Source organism: Ruegeria sp. HU-ET01832, from assembly GCF_040371315.1.
Lineage (GTDB): Bacteria > Pseudomonadota > Alphaproteobacteria > Rhodobacterales > Rhodobacteraceae > Ruegeria > Ruegeria lacuscaerulensis_A.
The window spans coordinates 546,850-565,378 of record NZ_BAABWL010000003.1 but is presented as its reverse complement, the minus strand read 5'-3'; the positions used below and the strand labels follow the sequence as shown (position 1 = coordinate 565,378).

At 54.9% G+C, this 18,529-nt stretch carries 15 protein-coding genes, 1 pseudogene and 1 riboswitch; of the genes and pseudogenes, 10 read left to right on the top strand and 6 right to left on the bottom strand.

The window, feature by feature from the left end:
- Positions 1-178 precede the first annotated feature (178 nt).
- The gene (locus ABWV79_RS12595) at positions 179-916 is read right to left on the bottom strand and encodes a DUF3299 domain-containing protein (RefSeq protein ID WP_353392331.1); all 738 of its coding nucleotides are present in this window, start codon (positions 914-916) and stop codon (positions 179-181) included.
- Positions 917-1,247: 331 nt separating this feature from the next.
- A riboswitch (guanidine-I (ykkC/yxkD leader) is annotated at positions 1,248-1,354 on the top strand.
- Positions 1,355-1,449: 95 nt separating this feature from the next.
- Here ABWV79_RS12595 and ABWV79_RS12590 point away from each other — a divergent pair.
- From ABWV79_RS12590 to aspT, 7 genes are all read left to right on the top strand, one after another.
- Positions 1,450-2,508, top strand: coding sequence for a putative urea ABC transporter substrate-binding protein (locus ABWV79_RS12590; protein ID WP_353392330.1), 1,059 nt, complete (start codon positions 1,450-1,452; stop codon positions 2,506-2,508).
- A gap of 63 nt (positions 2,509-2,571) precedes the next feature.
- Positions 2,572-3,384 carry an ABC transporter permease gene (locus ABWV79_RS12585; protein ID WP_353392329.1) on the top strand — a complete coding sequence of 271 codons (813 nt, stop codon included), beginning with the start codon at positions 2,572-2,574 and terminating at the stop codon, positions 3,382-3,384.
- A complete protein-coding gene (locus ABWV79_RS12580; RefSeq protein ID WP_353392328.1) occupies positions 3,381-4,148 on the top strand; it encodes an ATP-binding cassette domain-containing protein in 768 nt (255 codons plus the stop codon). The genes ABWV79_RS12585 and ABWV79_RS12580 overlap by 4 nt, the downstream gene beginning before the upstream one ends.
- A gap of 97 nt (positions 4,149-4,245) precedes the next feature.
- Positions 4,246-5,499 (top strand): agmatinase family protein, encoded by a 1,254-nt coding sequence (locus tag ABWV79_RS12575; RefSeq protein ID WP_353392327.1) that lies wholly within the window; start codon positions 4,246-4,248, stop codon positions 5,497-5,499.
- Positions 5,489-5,944 carry a hypothetical protein gene (locus tag ABWV79_RS12570; protein ID WP_170756042.1) on the top strand — a complete coding sequence of 152 codons (456 nt, stop codon included), beginning with the start codon at positions 5,489-5,491 and terminating at the stop codon, positions 5,942-5,944. Before ABWV79_RS12575 ends, ABWV79_RS12570 begins: the two co-directional genes overlap by 11 nt.
- Complete coding sequence (locus ABWV79_RS12565) at positions 5,941-6,096, top strand: hypothetical protein (RefSeq protein ID WP_170356243.1); 156 nt, start codon at positions 5,941-5,943, stop codon at positions 6,094-6,096. The genes ABWV79_RS12570 and ABWV79_RS12565 overlap by 4 nt, the downstream gene beginning before the upstream one ends.
- A gap of 146 nt (positions 6,097-6,242) precedes the next feature.
- On the top strand, positions 6,243-7,943 hold the full coding sequence (gene aspT / locus ABWV79_RS12560) for an aspartate-alanine antiporter (RefSeq protein ID WP_353392326.1): 1,701 nt from the start codon (positions 6,243-6,245) through the stop codon (positions 7,941-7,943).
- A gap of 22 nt (positions 7,944-7,965) precedes the next feature.
- Here aspT and ABWV79_RS12555 read toward each other — a convergent pair whose 3' ends face one another.
- Positions 7,966-9,597: a bifunctional aspartate transaminase/aspartate 4-decarboxylase gene (locus ABWV79_RS12555; RefSeq protein WP_353392324.1), complete on the bottom strand. Its 1,632-nt coding sequence runs from the start codon at positions 9,595-9,597 to the stop codon at positions 7,966-7,968.
- A 227-nt stretch (positions 9,598-9,824) separates the two neighbouring features.
- Here ABWV79_RS12555 and ABWV79_RS12550 point away from each other — a divergent pair, with 227 nt between their 5' ends.
- The gene (locus tag ABWV79_RS12550) at positions 9,825-12,077 is read left to right on the top strand and encodes a hypothetical protein (protein ID WP_353392322.1); all 2,253 of its coding nucleotides are present in this window, start codon (positions 9,825-9,827) and stop codon (positions 12,075-12,077) included.
- Positions 12,078-12,216: 139 nt separating this feature from the next.
- Here the strand turns inward: ABWV79_RS12550 and ABWV79_RS12545 are convergent, their stop codons facing one another.
- Positions 12,217-12,852, bottom strand: coding sequence for a glutathione S-transferase (locus ABWV79_RS12545; protein ID WP_353392320.1), 636 nt, complete (start codon positions 12,850-12,852; stop codon positions 12,217-12,219).
- 282 nt (positions 12,853-13,134) lie between these two features.
- Here ABWV79_RS12545 and ABWV79_RS12540 point away from each other — a divergent pair, with 282 nt between their 5' ends.
- Positions 13,135-13,308: a hypothetical protein gene (locus ABWV79_RS12540; protein WP_353392318.1), complete on the top strand. Its 174-nt coding sequence runs from the start codon at positions 13,135-13,137 to the stop codon at positions 13,306-13,308.
- A gap of 596 nt (positions 13,309-13,904) precedes the next feature.
- Here the strand turns inward: ABWV79_RS12540 and ABWV79_RS12535 are convergent.
- On the bottom strand, positions 13,905-15,047 hold the full coding sequence (locus ABWV79_RS12535) for a hypothetical protein (protein WP_353392316.1): 1,143 nt from the start codon (positions 15,045-15,047) through the stop codon (positions 13,905-13,907).
- Positions 15,048-15,486: 439 nt separating this feature from the next.
- On the opposite strand from ABWV79_RS12535, the pseudogene ABWV79_RS12530 reads away from it, so the two are divergent.
- Positions 15,487-16,008: pseudogene (locus tag ABWV79_RS12530) on the top strand (flavin reductase family protein).
- Positions 16,009-16,410: 402 nt separating this feature from the next.
- On the opposite strand, the gene ABWV79_RS12525 reads toward ABWV79_RS12530, so the two are convergent.
- Both ABWV79_RS12525 and ABWV79_RS12520 read right to left on the bottom strand, forming a co-directional pair.
- The gene (locus ABWV79_RS12525) at positions 16,411-17,778 is read right to left on the bottom strand and encodes a sensor histidine kinase (protein ID WP_353392314.1); all 1,368 of its coding nucleotides are present in this window, start codon (positions 17,776-17,778) and stop codon (positions 16,411-16,413) included.
- On the bottom strand, positions 17,775-18,443 hold the full coding sequence (locus ABWV79_RS12520; RefSeq protein ID WP_170356252.1) for a response regulator transcription factor: 669 nt from the start codon (positions 18,441-18,443) through the stop codon (positions 17,775-17,777). The genes ABWV79_RS12525 and ABWV79_RS12520 overlap by 4 nt, the downstream gene beginning before the upstream one ends.
- Between the last annotated feature and the right edge of the window lie 86 nt (positions 18,444-18,529).

The window sequence follows — 18,529 nt, the reverse complement described above, 5'->3', positions numbered from 1 at the left end:
TTCACCTAATTACGGTCACACAACCAAGTCACAGCCAGTCGCGCGGCGCCCCAGCTGTGAGCCCTCGGCCATAGTAGGTATGTCTGAAACTACCACGATTCCCATGTTTGCAACTCTGCAAGAGGTTCTAACGCGCTGTCAATAAAACGAGCGCGGTAACCTCCCTCGGCTTGCACCGTCAATCCAGCTGGTCGGCACCGCCGGATTTACGGTGGCGGGCCGCCCGCATGCGATCAGCAAGGGTTTCGATCCGGCTTTGAGCGTCCTGTGCGTCTTCCAAAACCTCGACCTTTTCGGCAGTCATCTGAAATGTTGCGCGCATGGGCACAAATCCATCGACGATCATTACCATTTGATCTGATGGAGCGATGGCCAAAGTTCCGGTCACCCGGATGGGCTGGTGCATATAACGCGGCACCCAGTCTGAATCCAATTGCAGACGGATCATCTGATTTGGTGGTGGCGGAGGAAAATGGCTGCACATCCCCAGTTGGGGCACAAGATAAGCCACGGGCTGACCATCAGTGTCAGGCGGAGCGGGGATAGCATACCCTGATACAGTGAAGGACCGACCATCCAGTTTGGGGTTTCCAGCCGTGGCAGCACGCTCGCGCCGTGCGGTCACAGCCTCACGCTGATCCAGAAGCCAATCAATGTCCACGCCTTTCGCCGCCAAGGCGTTTTCGGTTTCTGCCAGAAGCTCCTGCCACCTCAATCTCTCGTCCGGGGTGCCGATTTCTTGCTGCAGTCTACCGCGCAATCGTACTGCAAAAACCAGATCGTCAAATTCTTCAGGGCCGAGTGTCCGAAACGGGTCTTCAAAGACTTGCGCGGCTGGGTCCGGCATCTCGGCCCAATCCAGCGTTTCGTCAGGCATTGCGTCAGCCATGAACGTCATCATGAGCAGAGCAGCCATCCAGCTGAAACCATGTTTTCGCAAATTAGACACAACTCACCATCGTCGGCATAATCCAACTTGAGTATTGTGGACTCTGTGCTGTGAATCCAGCCTCGGCCCAGAACAAATTTGCTGAGAATCAGCCTCGCCGATGTGCGCGATGATTTTGCTGCTGGGTAGTCTAAGTTTGAAACTGTAATGCTTCGGCTCGCGCCAACTCAAAGTACAGTTGAGCCCTGCAATGCAGCAAGCGTTCAGGATTTAGTCTAATTTTTAAGCAACCAGATCAGCTTCCGAGAAACCGATGGCACCTTTGTTGTCAGGATCAAAACCTCTGAGCATTCTGAACGGGCAGGGTGCTTAGGGTTCCGCTGACATCGTCAGGTCAGGTCCAAGAAGCATCACCTTGTCGGCAAACTCCGACAAGGCACACGGCGGGCCAAAATCCCGGGAGGTTACTGCGCTGGTTTCGTCCGCGCCCGATCTCATTGTTCCGCCAGCGGTCCGGAAACCCTCCACGATTTTGGCGGGACGTGACAACGGGGAATGACATGAAAATGACTAAGCTGATGTCCGCGACCGCCCTTGCCTTGGGTGCTCTGGCCGCGCCGCTGGCCGCACAGGAAAAGACCGAGTTCAAGCTGGCATGGTCAATCTATGTGGGCTGGATGCCTTGGGGGTATCTGGAAGACAGCGGGATCATGGACAAATGGGCTGACAAATACGGCATCGATGTCGAGATCGTGCAGTTCAACGATTATGTCGAGTCGATCAACCAATACACCGCTGGTGCCTTTGACGGTGTCTCGGCCACCAATATGGACACACTGTCGATCCCCTCAGGGGGCGGGGTTGATACGACCGCGCTGATCGTGGGTGACTATTCCAACGGCAATGATGCGGTGATCATGAAGGGCGCAGGCAGCCTAGAAGACCTCAAAGGCAAGCCGGTCAATCTGGTGGAACTTTCGGTGTCGCATTACCTGCTGGCGCGGGGGTTGGATTCCGTGGGGCTTGAGGAATCCGATCTGGCCTCAGTCATCAACACGTCGGACGCTGACATGATCGCGGCCTTCGCCACGCCTGATGTCGAAGCAGTGGTGACATGGAATCCGCTTGTGTCCGAAATCATGGGCAGCAACCCTGATGCAGTGAACCTGTTCGACAGCTCGAAAATCCCCGGTGAGATTCTGGACCTGATGGTGGTCAACACTGAAACGCTTGAGGCCAACCCATCATTCGGCAAGGCCGTGGCAGGCGCCTGGTATGAGATCATGGCGCTGATGGCTGCGGGCGACGAAGAGGTTCTGACCGCCATGGCCGAAGCCTCGGGCACCGATCTGGAAGGCTACAAGGCGCAGCTTGCCGCGACCGAGATGTTCTTTGACCCGGCCGCCGCCGTCGCACAGGCCAGCGCCGGGGATCTGCCGGAGACCATGACCAATGTTGCCGAATTCCTGTTCGACAAAGGCATTCTGGGCGAAGGCGCTCCCAGCGCTGATTTCGTGGGCATCGCTTATCCCGATGGCACGACCACGGGCGATGCGGGTAACGTCAAGTTCCGCTTTGACACGACCTACATGCAGATGGCCGCTGACGGCGACCTGTAAGCAAGCTTCGGGGCGGCCCGCGCTGCTGCCCCGATCCCCCGACGTGCCAAGGATCGCCCACTCATGCGCCTGATCAATCACAAACCCGGACGCCCCGGAGCGTTGCTGCTGGCCGCGCTGCCCTTCGTGGTGCTGTTTGTGGCCTATGCGGTTGCCTCGGATATCCGGTTGACAGCTAACCCGCAGGACAAGCTGCTGCCCGCGCCCTCAACCATTCTGGACACGGCGCACCGGCTGTTCACGGAACCCGACCGTCGGTCAAAAGAGATCCTGCTGTGGAATGACACGTTCGCCAGTCTGGCGCGTTTGCTGGGCGGGGTCGGGATTTCGGCGGCACTGTCTTTGGTGTTGGGGCTGGCCATCGGTTTGCTGCCCTATGCGCGGTCGCTGCTGTCCAGCATTGTTGCGGTGATTTCGATGGTGCCGCCGCTGGCCCTGTTGCCGATCCTGTTCATCGTGTTCGGGCTGGGCGAGCTGTCCAAGGTTGTTTTGATCGTCATCGGCATCACTCCCTTCATGACCCGTGATCTGGCACAGCGCGTGATGGAGATCCCAAAGGAACAGATCGTCAAGGCGCAAACGCTTGGGGCCTCGACCTCGGTGATTGCTCTGCGCGTAGCGCTGCCGCAGATTCTGCCGCGCTTGATCTCGAATGTGCGTCTGTCCTTAGGTTCGGCCTGGCTGTTCCTGATCGCGGCCGAGGCGGTGGCCTCGAATGTCGGCCTTGGCTATCGCATCTTTCTGGTGCGCCGCTATCTGGCGATGGATGTGATCCTGACCTACGTCATCTGGATCACCCTGCTGGCCTTCGTGATCGACTGGGCGTTGAAAACCACCTCGCGCCGTGCATTCCCGTGGATGGAGGCCGGGCTATGAGTTTTGTATCCGTCCGTAATGTCTGGCAACGCTACGGCGACCGATCCATTCTGGAGCGGGTCAATGTCTCGGTCGATGAAGGCGAGTTCATCTCGATCGTCGGCGCGTCAGGCTGCGGTAAGTCCACCTTCCTGCGTATGCTGCTGGCTGAAGAGCGACCGTATAAGGGCGAGATCAGTATTGATGGTGGCGACACGGCAGTCGAGCCGAACCGCGAACGCGGCGTGGTGTTTCAGAAATACTCGGTCTTTCCGCATATGACCGTGCGCGACAACCTGATCGCGGGCGAAAGCTTTGAACAGCCTTTTGGTCGTTTGCGCGGGGCTGCACGCACCGAGGCCGCAGCGCGGGCAGACGCGATGCTGGAACGGATCGGCCTGAACCATGTGGCCGATCAATTCCCGGCGGCGCTGTCGGGCGGGATGCAGCAGCGGTTGGCCATCGGTCAGGCCATGACGGCGCGGCCGCGCATTCTGCTGCTGGATGAACCCTTTGGCGCGCTTGATCCGGGTACGCGCCTGCAAATGCATGATTTCCTGATGGAATTGCGGGACGAAACCAACATGACCGTCTTCATGGTCACGCATGACCTGCAAGAAGGGTTCAAACTGGGCGACCGGGTTCTGGTCTTCGACAAACCCCGCTGGGACCCGGACGATCCGGGCCTGTTCGGAGCCACGATCACCTATGATTTCGACGCCCGTAACAAGGGTATGCCCTATCAGGACATTCTCGATCAGTACCCCTCTTTGGCAGGGGCCTGAACAGCCGCAGCATGCGCCGCCGGGCTCCGCATGCTGCGTTCACCAAAGCCCGGAGATTCCCCGCCCGACAGCGGGACACTGATTTGGGAGACATACCGTGTTTTCGGATCCAAAGCGCACGCAGTCCCATCACCCGATGGACCTGCGCACTCATCTTGAACGCCGCGAAAAGCGCCAACACCACCCTGACCTGACCAAACTGGCGGGCTGGAAGGCCATGCAGAAAGAGGCCGATCTGCCCGAAGGCCGCTGGGACGAGGAACGCCGCTGGGCCCTGCGCATGGGCCTGACCGGGGCCGACAGCATCGAGGACAAGTCGATCCCCACTTTCGCGCGGGGTGAGTTGCCGCATTTCGCAGGCATCAACACCTTCCTCAAGGCCCCCTATGCCGAAGACGTGCTGGAGGTTGCCGATTATGACGCCACCGTGTTGGGTATTCCGTTCGACGGTGGCACCACTTATCGCCCCGGCACCCGGTTCGGGCCGCAGGGGGTGCGCAAGATCTCGGCGCTTTATACGCCTTACAACTACGAGATCGGGGTCGACCTGCGCGAACAGATGACCCTGTGTGATGCGGGCGACGTGTTCACCATCCCGGCCAATATCGAGAAAAGCTTTGACCAGATCAGCCGCGCGGTCAGCCATGTGTTCAGCTCGGGCTCGCTGCCGATCATGATCGGGGGCGACCATTCCATTGGCTTCCCCTGTGTGCGTGGGATCGCCGAATGCACCTCGAAGAAAATCGGCATCGTCCACTTCGACCGCCACGCGGATATTCAGGAAAAAGACTTGGATGAGAGGATGCACACGACTCCGTGGTTTCACTCCACCAACCTGCCCAATGTGCCGGCCAAGAACCTTGTGCAGATCGGCATCGGCGGCTGGCAAGTCCCGCGTGAGGCCGTCAAGGTCGCCCGCGAGCGCGAGACCAACATCATCACTATGGGCGATATGGAGAAGATGGGCGTCGACAAAACCATCGAGATGGCGTTGGAGATGGCGTGGGACGGTGTCGATATGGTTTATATGTCCTTCGACATCGATAGCATCGACTGCGGTTTTGTTCCGGGCACCGGTTGGCCCGAACCCGGCGGGTTCCTTCCGCGAGAAGCGCTGGCGCTGGCCTCGAGCATCGCTGCCGAAGGCATCTGTGGCATGGAACTAGTCGAGGTCTCACCGCCTTATGACACATCCGATATCACCGCCCTGATGGGCACCCGCGTGATCGTGGATGTGCTGGGCGCGCTGGTGTCGAACGGCAAGATGGGCGCGCATAAGAAGTTCATCGACAAACCCGTCGCCATTCCACACGGCGAATTCGAAGGGCGGAGGTGGTCGAATGCCACATGATCACGCACACCATCACCACCACGATCATGACCATGCCCATCATGGGCATGGCCACAACCACGCCCATGGCGACCACCTGCACAGCCACATGCATCACGAGGATGAGGCAGCGGACCTGCAGGTTCTAGCCACGCAATTCATCGACGGTTTCCTGCAGGCCGGTGACAAAACCAGCTATCTGAAACTGGCCGGTGTCCCCTTTGAACGCCCGTCCAAGGACGGCGCCAAGGCGCTGAAACTGATCGACATCGAATTGAAGACCGAATGGCAGGTGGGCACCGCCTCGCCTTCATTCGGCTCGCGCGAGCTGAGCTATCTGCCCTTCCCCGGTCAGATGGTGCAGGAGCGCACCAATATGTCGCTGATCTATGTCTCGATGGATGAGAAATCCACTTTAGACATCCGCGACTTTCTTCACCAACGCAAACAGGAGATCGAAGCATGAAATCTGTAAGACTCGCATCAGTAGCCGCATTGGCCGCAACGCCCGCGATGGCCCACACCGATCACGCGTTTCACACACATGGCAGTGAGGTTTTCTTAATCCTCGCTGGCGTTGCAGTGATGGCTTTTCTGGCCTTCCGATCGAAGGGGTAAGTCTGTGACTCGTGGCGCAGTTATTTAAGCACTGCGCCACGTGAAACCTTGTGCCTGTGGTCGAAATCAAAATTTAGTATTTTCTAAATCATCAGTCCCTGTATCGTGAATTAAGCTGACCAGTGTGAAGCTCTGGGGATTTCGATATGGATATTTTAGCAGAACAACTCCGCGCGTTTCCGATTATGGCGCTTTTCCTTTGCCTGGGTCTAGGATACGGCATTGGGAAATTCAGGGTTGGAAAGTTTGAACTGGGCGGAATTGCCGGAACCCTTCTGGTCGCGGTTTTTGTAGGCCAGATCGGCGGCATTACCCTAAGCACTGATGTGCAAAACGTCTTCTTTTCCTTGTTTATTTTTATGGTTGGCTATAACGGCGGGCCGCAATTCTTTGCCGCCCTTAACCGCTCGGCTCTGACAAAACTGTTGGCGGCGTTCATGATGACCGCCTGGGGGCTTTTCTTCGTGATCGCCGTGGCTCGCATGGCTGGGCTGGACAAAGGGCTTGCGGCTGGACTGGCTGCCGGAGGGCTGACGCAGTCGGCAATCATCGGCACAGCGGGCAACGCGATTGATTTGCTAGGGCTCGCGGCAGATGAAGCGGAAAAGCTAAAAACCAATATCGCGGTAGGCTACTCGGTTACCTATATCTTTGGTTCAATTGGGCCGATTCTGGCCGTCAGCGTCATTCCTATCATTCTGCGCTGCGATCTTCGGCAAGAAGCGATCAAACTGGCCAGCAAACTCAGCGGCGGCGGTCGCAAACTGGAGGAGGGTGAGTTTCTTCCAATGAACCGATTTGAGGCGCGCGCCTATCAAGTGACTGCTGATGCGCAACTTGCCGGGCAATCTGTCAAGGCCATCGAGGAACGGTATGGCGGCGATCTGATTGTCGAGAAGCTGATGCAGAACGGAATTCCGGTAGAGCCTGAACCTGAAACCGTTGTCGGGGCAGGTGATGTAATCGTTGTCTCGGGCCTTGTCGCCTCACTTACCAGTTTCGAAGACACCGCAAGCGGCGAAATCGGGGAATATCCACCGGAATTGGTTGTCGTGGAGGAACGCCGCAACGTGATCATCACCAATCGCAAACTGACAGGAAAAACTCTGGCAGAACTGAGGGCTGCATTGACCGCCGATCAGCGTCGTGGAGTTCACATCTCAAAGATCACGCGTATGGGTCATGGCGTGCCGGTACTGCACAATACGGAACTCCACGCTGGTGACGAGATCAGCATCGTTGGCCACAAAGATGACCTGAACCGGGTGGCCAAATTGGCAGGCTACGTGCCGCCCTCGGCCTCGGCTACGAACTTCATCGCTCTGGGTATTGGTGTTGCCATCGGTTACCTGATTGGTGAGATCAGCTTTGTCATTGCTGGAACGAAGGTCGCACTTGGGTCGGGGCTTGGCTGTCTTGTGACCGGATTGATCATTGGCTATCTGCGCATTCGTCGACCCAAGATTGGTGGCATCAACCACGGCGCTGCAAACTTCCTTCAGAGCTTTGGACTGGCGGTATTTGTCGGCGTTGTTGGCTTGAATGCTGGCAAACCGGCGCTGGAAGCCATCCAGCAATACGGCATTACCTTGCTCCTGCTCGGTGTCGTAGTCACCTTGATGCCGATGATTGTGCAGTTCACGATCAACTACTTTATTCTGGGCATAAAAAACCCGGTCGAGGCATGCGCGGTCGTAACCGGATCCCGCTCAGGCAACCCAGGCTTTGCGACGTTGTTGGAAAAGACCGGAAACGCGACGCCAACCCCCGCGTTTACGATGACTTACGCGGTCGCCAATATCTTTTTAACGCTCTGGGGCCCGCTCGTTGTGGCCTTTGTTCCCTGATCAAAGCGTTCGTAGTCGCAAACTAACCGTGAATTGGCAGGCCATTCGCGGCGCGGTAGGCTTGCACATAGCCAACCGCCACCGCCCTAACTGCCCGGCCGATCTGGCGATAGGCGCTGTCATCTAGATTGGCAAAAGAGACACGTGCCGACCAGTTTGGTGCGTCAAAGCCCGACCCATTGAGTAGAACAATCCCATGGTCTTGCGCCAGTTTGAATGAGATATCCAGAGGGTGAACGTTCTCCTTAATCCACTCCACAACCTCTTCACCTACATATTTCCTTAGCCAGAATTCAAAATCGATAATGCCGTAATACTTGTCGAAAAGCGGATTGTCAGAAACCTCTATCCCCAAACCTTCGACCAGCTCATTGAAACGGTGATCGAGAATACCCCAGCAAAATGCCTGATATTTTTTCTCTTCGTCCATCAGTTCAACAAGTGAAAACAGCGTCATCATAACTTGCTGTGGCAGAGACAAACCCGCAGTATGATTCAACGCGACATCTCGGCTGTCCGCCACAATTCGGTCGATGAATTTGAACGAGGACGGATCAGGGGTAAGCGTTTCGTATCGCGCTTCAACGACTGCACGCGTATCCGCTGGGGCTTGGGCGATCATTTTGTCGAAGATGTTGTTTTCAGACACTAAGATTGCGCCGAGACGCCAACCGGTACACCCAAAATACTTCGAAAAAGAATAAACGCCGATCGTGTTTTCCGGCAAATGTCCCATCACCGACTGAAAGTCTGGCACGAAGGTGCCATAGACATCATCGGTCAGGATAATCAGATCCGGACGTCGGGTATTGACGAAATGCACCAGCCGGGCCATGACCTCGGGGCTGATCGCAACCGACGAAGGGTTGCCTGGATTGACAAGGAAAAGTGCTTTGACCTTCGGGTCGGCCAAGAGCTCCAGATGATCATCCGTCAACTGAAAATGGTGTTCTTCCTCTGACGATATGTCGACCACGTTCAACCCGTAGTCTTCCAAAAGCGGCATTTCCAAATAAGGCGTAAAGATTGGTGTGCCCAATGCTATTGTATCGCCTGCGTTAAGCAGTCGCTGGTTTTTAAGCGCCTTGAAAATATAGCACATCGCGGCGGTACCACCTTCGACAGCATATATGTCGAATTTTGCCTCGGGCCGATGCCCGGCGCACATCGCCCACATTATGTAATCGTGCACAATGGCTTCGTTGTGTTTCATGCATCGGTCAGGCATTGGATAGTGGTCGCCCACAATGCCATCGGTTAGTTCAAGGACAAAGTCGTCAGGCGTGAAACCAAATTTTTCAACGGCGTAATCCACCATTGCCGCCAGCGTGTCGGCACCCGGAGGTCCATTCTGTTCCAAAGAATTGGTGCAATAGGCTTTCAACCTCTCGTAAGAACCGTTGCCTTGAGGCATTCCGGCCAACCCGACCTGTGGTTCATCGCGGTGCCTTTTTGCCTCGGTCATCGCAAACTGGCCCAGCAGGAAGAACGCCTCGCGTGCTTTGGTTGCGATCCAGTTGGGATTTCCACGCCCTGCATTCAGATAGGGCAGGGCCATCCGATGCGACTCTTTCTGAGCCAGCTTGATGAGTTCGTCTTTGATCTGAAAAGGGCTAAGATGTTCAAATTTGTGCAAGTTGAGCGTCTCGGGCATGACAATAAACCTTTCGTAAAAACTTCAGGAAAATTCATTGAAATCGTAGGCAAACCATAGGGCCAAAGTAAACAACGCTCTGATCGAAGGCACGGGCGGTGTCACAAACTCTGGTATTCAAGACTTGGCCTTAGAACAGGTTATTGAATGCCCAACCCACAGTGAGCTAGGCTATTTTCAAGGTGCTTTGGATGCCATCTTGTCAGAATTAAGCACAGACGCCATAGTTGCCATTAGAAATTTATTTATTCGATTATTTTTTGAAGCGCTTTTGCAAGGAGCTGAACAAAATCGAAACGCAACAATCTCGGTTTTTTCAAGAACTCCTCTGGTTCCTGCTGTTTATTGGCTGGGTCCCTATGTTGGCGTCCTATGCATTTGTGCTGGACCCGGTGGCCACTGGAAAGACGGGTGTTCTGACGACGATTACCGATCAAATAACGCTTTATCAGCAGCGTGGTTGGGGGCATCCGGCCATCGGTATTTTGGGGTTGGCAGGGCTTGTTTCCGCGGGCCTAGTCATCCGGCTAGGGCGTTTGTCGCTTTGGCCAATTCCGGCCTTTTTGTTTTGGTCGTCGCTGATTTATCAGTTCAATTCGACGGGGGCCGGCGGCGCATTTGAGATGACCACGCACGTGATTTATGCCGCTCTTGCTGCCGCATGCACCTATCTTTTTCTGCGCCACGGTCATTTGCTTTCCACGTCATTCATAGGGTTTACCACTATTCTTTTTCTGGATGTAGCTGGGTCACAGATTGCGCAACTTTTCGGTGCAGCTCCGGGTGCCAGCTTGCTGGGGATGATGTTTCTTGGCTATCAACCCAAACTGGTGAACGCACTGTTGTTCCTGACGATTTCGGTGCTGGTTCGAATGCTGTGGATGATGGTCCGTGACAACTGGCAGTTTGTCACAACGCTTTCTAAATCGGATCTACGCTCCGCCAGTCGCAAGACATTACGACTCTGGAGCCCTGCATTGGCTGTTTTTGTTTTCTTCGGCGGGTTTTGGTGGGCGCTCGTAAATTTGTGGGTCGAACCACAGATGGTTGCCGATGTTGAACGCCGGACGGCCGAGTTGGAAAACCGGGCAATCATCTGGGTGATAGAAAACGAGCCGATGGCGCAAGACAGCCATGTTCCGTACGTCAAATCCTGGTCCCGTAGCTATCCAAGCGCGGACCCGCTGGAACGCGCTATCAATCAGTGGTCGGATCTGTATCTGATTTCGGTGCATAAACGTGTGAGCCTCAACCTGAAGACGGTTGAACGGGACGCAAAGAACGACCTTGCTCGTGTACCCCTAGCTGTAAAAGACCAGATGAATACAGCCTTTCCCAAAGAGGTCTTGCCCTTGTTGGAAAAACCGGGCTGGTGCTTTCCACTTGATCCTGTCTGCAAGACAAAGGAATGGATCGTCGAAGGGGCCAACCAGATGATGGTGGATGCGCGGACCGGAATGATAGACGGCACCACCGATTTTGCGGGATGCATTACTCTGGCATCGTCTGACCCGAACAGGCCCCGAAACTGCCCCAGCGATGTCGCTCTGTCTGACGACGTGTCAGATGCTTCAACCCGGGTTCAAAGCTACTACCAACAGGTGTATCTAGCCACACACACGACAACCACATCGACCGTAACAGGCGGCTTTAGAACCTGGCGCAACGTATCGCTGCTTTTGACGTTGTACAGTGTTATTATTCTGCTCAAGACGTTCCTTATTGTTTTCTCGCGCGTGATATTTGCGCCAAACGGGGCCGCCAGTCTGCATGCACAGTTTCTGCCAGATGCCCCCCCATCTTCAGCGTCTGTTTTGGCTAACCATGGGCAGCACTACCGCATCCCCATTACCGAAAAAGATGCGTATTTTGTAGCGCGTTGGGGCGTGACGTTGGAAGGGCCTCCGCCCGCCCGACGCCGTCCGCTTGGGTTTCGAATGCCTGTCGCACGCATTGCCAGCGGTACATGGGCTATGAATCGGATTGAGGGCAACCGCGTAGAGAAACCCGATGAATTTGACGCGGAACTGAAAGTCGACGAGCCTGCAGAACTTGTTTCTTGGTCCCTTCAACCCGGTGAGCGTGTGATTTTCAGGTTTTCAGATTTCGTTGGAATGAGCGAAACATTGAAAATGGGACGTATTGCCAGTCTTGGTCTTTCGACGCTGATACTGGGGCGTATGATCTACTATTATGCAGAAGGTCCAGGAACCCTGATCCTTCGAACGACCGCGGCTGCGCGTCTTACGCCTTCATCTGAGGCGGAAAAACCTGCTCCAATGCCCAAGCTGGTCGCCTGGGGTAGCAGTACAAGATTCAGCATTTTTGCCGCTCTTACAACGATGGACACGTTCTTAAGTGGATACAATCTCAAAACAGCGCCAAAAGATGCAGTCGTCTGGGATAGTTCAACCCGCCGTGGAGATGGTCCGGGGACAGGGATCATGCGATTTATGAAAAGCTTCTTGCTACCGCTATAAGTGGCGCAAGCATAGTGGTGGATCAGTTCAGTTGGGGAAGCTCAATACCCGCTGCGAATGTCAGCTTAAGCGAATACCGCATCGCGGCAAACCAGACCCCACTCAAAGTCCGGTTTGGGCCGAATATGATCTGCTGCATTCAGCCGTTAAACCAAATCGGCGCTTCGTCTTCTGACCAAGTTGCATACTTTTTCATCACCAGCAAAAAAGCTTCACTGTTTAGGAACTGATCCAACCAAGCGATTAAACTTGGCCACTTCTGTGCATCAAACCAAGCCCTGTCTATATGCGCAAACTGGCGAACAAATGGCAGAAGCGCTAGATCCGCTAGGGTGGGTCTATCCCCAAAAAGCCAGGCCCGCCCAACTAACCGTTCGTTGAGGTCAAGCAAGTAGCCCATCGCTTTCTTGCGTTCCTCATTGAAGTCTAGATCCGGATAACGCGTAGCGTATTTTGTGTGATCCAGTGCTGTTTTGAACGGGCCATCATTTGCCGAAATTAGGTCCCAGCCTTCAGAGGGCATGTCCGAAAGCCGCTGCGGGTCATTTTGTTGGAGCGCCCAAACCATGATTTCCAAGCTTTCATCTATGACTTTGTCTGGAAGTCGAAGCGCGGGCACTGTGCCGGACGGAGATGTTTGCAAGAAAGCTTCTGGTTTGTCCCGCAAGAGAACTTCGCGCAGCTCGACTTTTACACTTGAACTCGCCAGTGCGAGCCGGGCTCTTATCGCGTAAGGGCATCGACGAAACGTCCAAAAGATTGGGTAGTTGTCCATACTAGATTTTATCTCCAGATCTATCTGGCTGCCCAAGGTCTCTGCCCGCCTTGTCAGCGCGTTGCAGAATAAAAGCGTGTTGATCAGGCAATTCAACCAACCCGGTTCGAATCTCCAAATCTCCCATCGCGCGTTCAACTATCGGCCTTGGCAGTTCTGCTAGGCAAGGGCGCGCACCGACATTGATGTTGGTATGCTCCCGCAAGATTGCGCGACACATAACGCCAGCCACAAACGGTCCGTGCCCTTTCTCCGCGATCAACTTCCATGTTGGGTTATAAGATGCCCATCGAGCTTCCCGGAAACACTCACCTCCATGCCGCAGCGATCGCTTCCGAAGGGATAGAGCGCCTTAGAGAGCAGGTGGAGCGCGGAATGGGTCATGCCCGGCAGGATTGGAATGTCGATCAGGTCGATCTCATCCAGACCGTCGATCAAGTCTTTGACGATGCATGAGGACAGGCAGGGTACACTGGATGCACCAGACAGCACAAAAACGCCTGCGGCTGCCCGAGGGGGAAGGCAGCGTCTTTTCCCTGATGGCAAGGGGGGGTGGCTTGTCCAAATCCCGCAGCCCCAAAAACATTTGCGGCGGTCCAGACCTCGCCGGTACTTTTCGCGCCAGACGCGTTGCCATTCTAATGAATTGGGGGAAAGCTAACCTTCGCTGCGCTTGGCAAATGGATTGTCGTTTCCAAGAAATCGGACGTTCCGATCAAGGCCTTTGCTTCAGTGCCTGCTACACTGGAAGACATTGGAGTGATGCACTTGGTTTGCAAAGCTCAACTTGAGTCAGGCATCCGTCCGATTGCCCAATTTGCAGAACTGACAGTACTAGTGGCAGTTTAGGTGTAAAATCTTCGTTCAGTCAGAGACTTCGCAACAGATCCCGCCCATGACCCTGGGATCGTCGAAAACGTGCTTTGTGGCCACCATTGCCCTCAGTCTGACGACACATGGCACGCGACGGCGCAGAGGGTCCTGGACTGGCTAACCCGTAAGGCTTAAGCGATGCTGCTGGTTCTCTGGCCCCCCCAAAAAAGCCTCGGGGTTCACTGGTTTGAAGAGATATTGGTTTCAATAACAAATCGGGTCACTGGATCGGTGCCTTCGTTCTCCAGTATCGCCAAAAGCTGATCATCCAATTCTGCGAAATTCCAGTTACGAGCGGCGATAGCGATATCCAACGCCAAGTCGCCGCTGCTATTCAACTCAGTGGAAAAGACTTCAACAATTTGGTCTCGAAGGCTTGGGAGAGCCGTGCCGCCATCCGCTAATGCCCGAATAAGATAGCGCTTGCTTTCCAAGTTCCGGTTCTTCATTTTCAGCGCATTATCGATGGCTTCCACTGCATGCGATCGATCGACTTCAATTCCGGCCAGCGCCCATTCGTATACGTAACCACCACTGGAACGCAATGCGCGTGGGTACCGAGACCTAACGACTGAAACCGCCTCGGCATCTCCTGTCTGCAGACCCAACAGTCGAATCGAGACAGGAACAAAACTGATACGGTAAATATTGCGAAACTCGTTCAGCAGCTGGTCTTTTGGCACCCTTGGGCGAAGTGACCGGACTACAGAATACGGCGCTCGATCCATCTCAATCAACGCAGTGTCGCGCAATACTGGGTCATCGGAGGTTATGTGATGAATAAAAAACGCAGCACGCTCTGGAGAATTTACGTCATTGGGTTGCCAGATTTTTGCAGCAGTTTCAAGGCTTTCCAGAAACTTCTCTCTTTCGGGGGTCAGTGTGAAAATTCTCTTCCAACTGCGCGAAAAACTGCGGCCCGCGCCATCTTTTTCGACAGCTCCGTAAGTAAAGAGAATGCGCATTTGCGGATCAGTGCGAAAGGCCGCCCGGGTTGTGCTGTCGATGAGAAACGGAATCTCGGGCGCTCGTTCGAGGCGCTGTTGGGTCCCTTTGATCAGCTTCACCGGGGCAAAGCTAAATGGATTTTCGGCGGACGGAGCAGCCAATACGATGATCTCGGCCCCGATCAAATGATCGGCAAGCGATGCGTTTGGTAACGTGACGCAAACCGGGCAGGCGTGCGCAGAGTGAGGGTGCGAAATTGCCGCCAGAAATGCGCCGATGACCAATAGGGTCAGACTCGAAAACCGGATCAAACACCCCCGGAAAGTGCACAGAAGACCGTTAGGGCCCCAAAATGAAGCGTTTTGGTTGAGCACTTGGAGCGCCTCCGATCCTGAACCGACGCATACGTCGAACAATTGTCCGGTTATGTGCTTATAGCACTGATCAAAGCATCTGGATCAAGCCTGGCGGTCTGAAGGGTTCCTAAACATTTGGAGCCTGCAACCGCTGCATCAGGCAATTCCATTAACAGAAAATTTGGATTAACGTATGCCAAAAAGGAATGGGGCAGCCATGGACATTCGCCAAGTTGAGGCTTTTCAGGCGGTCATGACCTATGGCACGACTGCTCGTGCGGCGGCCTCAAAGGCGATCAAAGTCTGCAACGGCGGCAGCGAACGCCGCATTCGGTTGCTGTCAAAGCCAACCGGTTCAAGTCTTGACAATGCACCGGGCCGAAGAAGGTCCAGTTTGTTTTAAAGGGCATGTCGCATCACATCCCTGCATAAGTTTTCGTTGGGCAAAGCTTAAGTAATTCGTTCCTGTGATCAAGGCGGTCGCACCGGCAGAAGGGTTCGAAACAGAAAGGGGCGAAATGCTGGCCCTGACCGAATTCACAAACGCAATGCGCAAAGCGGCGAAAACCGTCCCTATGGCGCCACCGTCAGCGCGGTTTGTTCCCTAACGGCGGCGCCACCAGCAGTGTTGATTTGTATCAACAAGAAAAGCCGCATTCTGGGGATTATTTAGGAACACGGTGTTTATTGCGTCAACCACATCGCGCAGCAGTATGACAAGCTGGCGCTTGCCTTTGCCGGTGCCCCCGAATTCGTGGGTCAGCGTAACTTCGCATCTGTGCGTTGGATGGTTGATCAACAGACAGGCCTGCCGGTTCTATCTGGCGCCACAGCAATTTTTACTTGCCTGCACATCCAAACGGTTTCCTTCGGCACGCACCGCATTTTGATCGGCAAGGTCGAACGCGCCGAAAGCTCTGAGGCTAAACCGCTGGCGTATTGGGTCGGCGGCTTTCGATCGCTGGCCGATCCCGAATAGTCCAGCTTTCGAAGGCATTGGCGAATGTAAATGGAATATAGTTGTTTAACATACGATAGGATTGGCAGGAAAGTTCAACCTGCCGTCGCATCAATGTCTTTACACACCGCAACAAGGGAAGTTCGCGACGAATGATCGAAAGACCGTTTTTTCCACGAGGCAGCCTTTCGTACTCGTTCCACTGAATGACCACTACGCAACCAGAGATCGCTTCACATAAAACCGCTTCAACGGTGTTCGCGGTTCGTTATAATCTGGCCAATCATCCAATGGTTGCGAATCCGGCCATTCAGGGTGCTGTGCGACGACAATTGCAATGCGTAACGGAGAGGCACTTTGTTGCATTAGTAAAGAATGCGCTTTGATCATGAAGTGTTTCGGGCTCCTAAAAACCAAAACGACTTACAGGACTATTGGGAGCTCAAGGGTAATGCTCGCTCCTTTTTCGACTTGATTGATTGCGACCGTTCCTCGATGGCGCTCCGCCACCGCTGAAACAATTGACAACCCTAAACCGCTGCCTTGGGAATACTCCAGCTGCGAAAACCGACTGAATGCTGCTTCGCTTTGGTCGGGCGAAAGACCTGTTCCGTCATCGGCCACCGTTAGCTTGACGTGCCCGCCATCACAGCGCAGCGTGACAGAAATTCGGCTCAACTGAGTACCACCGTGCTTAACTGAGTTATCCAGCAGGTTTTTTATGGCCTCAGTCAAAAAGACTTGATCTCCTGAAGCCATAATTGCCGAGCCCGGCATCGACACCTCAAAATCGATCCCTTTTGCGAGGATGTGCACCCCCATTTCCGCGCAAGCCTCTTCGACGACCAAGCGGAAATCAATCTTCTCCATCTGATCTTGATGCGTAGGTTGCCGTAGTCGTTCCAATGACAATAACTGATCCGCGACTGTAGCCGAATTCTTTGCGGCTGCCACAAGCTCAACAATGCGTTTAGCCCTGTCCTCATCCGTTTTTGCATCGCGCAGTGCCTCGGCCATGGACTGGACTGCCGCTGCTGGATTTCTAAGCTGATGCGCGGCTTCAGAGATAAACACTTGATGGGCGTTAATGCTGTGTTCGACCTGCCCGAACAGTCGGTTCAGGGTTCGGACAATTCCATGCACTTCGACAGGGACCGGGCGTTTGATCTGACTGAGGTCGTCGGGTGAGCGAATATCAATGGCGTCCTGTAGATCCAGCAACGGCCGCAAACCGCGCGCGACACCGAACCAGACGACAACGGCAAGCGTGGCCAGAAGAATCCCCATCAGAATCGCGGCGCGGATCGACAGTTCATTGGCAAAATTGTTTCGATCCGCGAGACGTTGCCATGCCGTGACCGTCGCGTCGCCCGCCAGATTACCCAGCGTAACCCGTTCGGTCATTTTCAGCACACGCACCGGCTCGCTGCGGTAAACAGCTTCAAAAAAATGGGGTTGGTAAATGTCTTGCTCCGACGGTTTTGCTGTGGCCGGGGGATACGCGTACCCAGTCACGTAAATACCGCCGGGTCCGGTCACGTGATAAAAAATCTCTCCGCCTGACGCGTCGCGGATCAAGCTGCGCGTTGTGGGCGACAAGGCATCGCCTTCTGACACCGCCACATCGCGTGAAATGGCCAGACCGGCGGACAACAGGCTGTCGTCAAAAAGCTCCTGTGCCGTTTGTTGAGCAACCGTGTAGCGCCAGTACCCAAGCAGGATTGCGAGCAGCACCAATGGCGTCAGGATCAGAATGAAAAGCCTAAGCCTGAGCGAACCGTGCCGGATCACTTTTTCACCTCAAGCAGATATCCAAGGCCACGGGCCGTCTTGATCTGGATGCCAAAATTCTGAAGGCGCTTTCGCAGTCGTGACACGTGCGGCTCGACGGCTGAATCGTCAACATCGGCGCCCACGCCGTAGACGTAGTCGGTCAACTGACTTTTGGGGACGATCCGGCCACGTCGTTCCAACAGGCATTCAAGCACTGCCATTTCCCGACGCGGCACATCGAGCACTTGGCCCTTTGCGCTGACCTGCCGGGCGGTGCGGTCGAATTCCAGTTCTCCGATGGTCTCACGCGTGCCGTATTCCAGTTGTTTGCGGCGGGACAGGGCGCGGATGCGGGCCTCAAGCTCGTCCATCTCGAAGGGCTTCACAAGGTAATCGTCTGCGCCCATATCCAGGCCCGATACGCGATCGCTGGTCTCGGTGCGCGCGGTCAGCAGGATAACAGGCGCACTGTCGCCCCGATGGCGCAGCGACCGCAAGATCTCAAGACCTGACCGACCCGGCAGGTTGATGTCCAGAACGATCAGATCTGCACCTTCCTGTTCCAGATACAGATCGGCGGCATCGCCATCTGTCAACACGTCAGCGGCATGGCCCCGATCCCGCAGACGATAGGCAATGGCGTTAGCAAGGGTCTCATTGTCCTCGACGATTACGATCCGCATTCGGGCTCCTGCAAGTTTCGCGCAAGGTTGGCGCTCCATGATTGCCAGATGGGAGGGGGAATCAACCCCACAGTTCTATTTGCGAT

What these genes read in the sequence shown, in the direction of transcription:
- ABWV79_RS12565 (WP_170356243.1), top strand. Translation starts at nt 5,941, where the DNA reads ATGAAATCTGTAAGACTCGCATCAGTAGCCGCATTGGCCGCAACGCCC.
- ABWV79_RS12590 (WP_353392330.1), top strand. Translation starts at nt 1,450, where the DNA reads ATGAAAATGACTAAGCTGATGTCCGCGACCGCCCTTGCCTTGGGTGCT.
- ABWV79_RS12585 (WP_353392329.1), top strand. Translation starts at nt 2,572, where the DNA reads ATGCGCCTGATCAATCACAAACCCGGACGCCCCGGAGCGTTGCTGCTG.
- ABWV79_RS12570 (WP_170756042.1), top strand. Translation starts at nt 5,489, where the DNA reads ATGCCACATGATCACGCACACCATCACCACCACGATCATGACCATGCC.
- ABWV79_RS12580 (WP_353392328.1), top strand. Translation starts at nt 3,381, where the DNA reads ATGAGTTTTGTATCCGTCCGTAATGTCTGGCAACGCTACGGCGACCGA.
- ABWV79_RS12520 (WP_170356252.1), bottom strand. Translation starts at nt 18,443, where the DNA reads ATGCGGATCGTAATCGTCGAGGACAATGAGACCCTTGCTAACGCCATT.
- ABWV79_RS12545 (WP_353392320.1), bottom strand. Translation starts at nt 12,852, where the DNA reads ATGGACAACTACCCAATCTTTTGGACGTTTCGTCGATGCCCTTACGCG.
- ABWV79_RS12555 (WP_353392324.1), bottom strand. Translation starts at nt 9,597, where the DNA reads ATGCCCGAGACGCTCAACTTGCACAAATTTGAACATCTTAGCCCTTTT.
- ABWV79_RS12540 (WP_353392318.1), top strand. Translation starts at nt 13,135, where the DNA reads ATGCCCATCGAGCTTCCCGGAAACACTCACCTCCATGCCGCAGCGATC.
- ABWV79_RS12595 (WP_353392331.1), bottom strand. Translation starts at nt 916, where the DNA reads ATGGCTGCTCTGCTCATGATGACGTTCATGGCTGACGCAATGCCTGAC.
- aspT (WP_353392326.1), top strand. Translation starts at nt 6,243, where the DNA reads ATGGATATTTTAGCAGAACAACTCCGCGCGTTTCCGATTATGGCGCTT.